The sequence below is a fragment of the Stenotrophomonas sp. 05L44_2 genome (assembly GCF_056665995.1).
Map to the genome: position 1 here is coordinate 1 of NZ_JBFTNR010000801.1, position 1760 is coordinate 1760.

Sequence of the window (1760 nt, forward strand, 5' to 3'; positions counted from 1 at the left end):
GTACCCCAACGGCCGGCCGGAATGCGCTCGAGGATCGCCTTGTTGCGGTCCTGGTCGGCGCGCAGCGCGGCGGTGTTGTCGGTGGCCATGTAGCCCGGTGCGATCGCGTTGATGTTCACGCCCTTGCCCGCCCACTCGTTGGCCAGCAGGCGGGTGATGCCGGCGATGCCGCTCTTGCTGGCGGTGTACGACGGTACGCGGATGCCGCCCTGGAACGACAGCATCGAGGCGATGTTGATGATCTTGCCGCTGCCCTGGGCGATGAAGTGGCGGCCGGCAGCCTGCGAGATGAAGAAGGCCGACTTGATGTTGACGTTCATCACGTCGTCCCAGTCCTGCTCGCTGAAATCCACCGCGTCGGCGCGGCGGATCAGGCCGGCGTTGTTGACCAGGATGTCCAGCCCGCCCAGGCCTTCGAGCGTTTCGCGCACCACGCGCTCGACCGGCTCGATGCTGATCAGGTTGGCTTCCACCGCCAGGCAGCGGCGGCCCAGCGCGGTGATCTTCTCGATGGTTTCGGTGGGCGGGGCGATGCCGGCCACGGCGACATCGGCGCCTGCGGCAGCCAGCGCCACTGCGATGCCCTGGCCCAGGCCGGTATTGCCACCGGTTACCAGAGCGACTTTTCCTTCCAGGCTGAAGGGATTGGTCATTGCGTATGCGTTCCTTGGTAGAGGCGTGCGTGATGCGGGGCAGGTGGCCACCGGCACGGCGTGCGCGGTGGCCGCCCGGCGCTTACTTGAGCTGGCAGATGTCCAGCACGTGCATGTCGGTGTAATCCAGGTTCTCGCCACCCATCGCCCAGATGAAGGCGTAGTTGCTGGTGCCGGCGCCCATGTGGATCGACCACGGCGGCGACACCACCGCTTCGTTGTTCTGGATGACGATGTGGCGCTGTGCGTCCGGCTCGCCCATGAAGTGGTAGACGCGGTCGCTGTCGCCCAGGTCGAAGTAGAAATAGACCTCGCTGCGGCGGTCGTGCAGGTGYGGCGGCATGGTGTTCCAGACGCTGCCCGGCTTGAGCACGGTCAGGCCCAGCAGCAGCTGCGAGGACTGGCAGGTGGCCGGCACGATGTACTGGTAGATGGTGCGCTCGTTGCTCGTTTCCAGCGCGCCGCGATCCAGTGCCACCGCGTCCTTGATCGACAGCTGCTTGGTTTCAAAGCGCGCATGCGCCGGGGTCGAGGCCAGGTAGAACTGCGCCGGGTTGGCGGCGTCCTGCGAAGCGAAGACGACGTCCTTGCTGCCCATCGCCACGTACAGGCCATCCTTCGGCCCCAGCGTGTACACGGTGCCATCGACGGTGACCGTACCGGTGCCGCTGCCGACGTTGATGATGCCCAGCTCGCGACGCTCCAGGAACGGATGGCCAGCGGCCGACGCCGGTTCGGTCTGCGCCGGCAGCGACAGCGGGCCGTTGACCGGCGCCGCACCGCCCAGCACGAAGCGCTCGTAGTGGGTGTACTTCAGGGTCACCGCATCGGCGTTGAACAGGCCATCGAGCAGGTACAGCTCGCGCAGCTGATCGTTGCTGGCGCCCTTGATGGCGTCGGGATGGGTGGCGTAATGGGTCTTGCAGTACATGGCTTCTCCAGAGCAGGGGGCGGGCCGATGGTTCGGCCCCGGCACGGTTCACGGTCGATTCTAGCCAGACAGGAAACCGGTGTCATTTTGCGCTGCACGATGGTGGTTGGACGGCATCGGCAGGTGCGATCGATGGGGGGAGGGCGGGTGGAGTGTCACGACCAACGGTCGTGACC

Annotated in this window: 2 protein-coding genes; both read right to left on the reverse strand. The window is 66.3% G+C overall.

Going from position 1 to position 1760, the window contains the following annotated elements; genetic code table 11:
- The coding region (gene kduD / locus AC1VAN_RS20790; RefSeq protein WP_480986630.1) for a 2-dehydro-3-deoxy-D-gluconate 5-dehydrogenase KduD at positions 1-653 on the reverse strand (653 nt) is incomplete at its 3' end.
- Between the two features lie 82 nt (positions 654-735).
- Positions 736-1584, reverse strand: coding sequence for a 5-dehydro-4-deoxy-D-glucuronate isomerase (gene kduI, locus AC1VAN_RS20795; protein WP_032978442.1), 849 nt, complete (start codon positions 1582-1584; stop codon positions 736-738).
- Between the last annotated feature and the right edge of the window lie 176 nt (positions 1585-1760).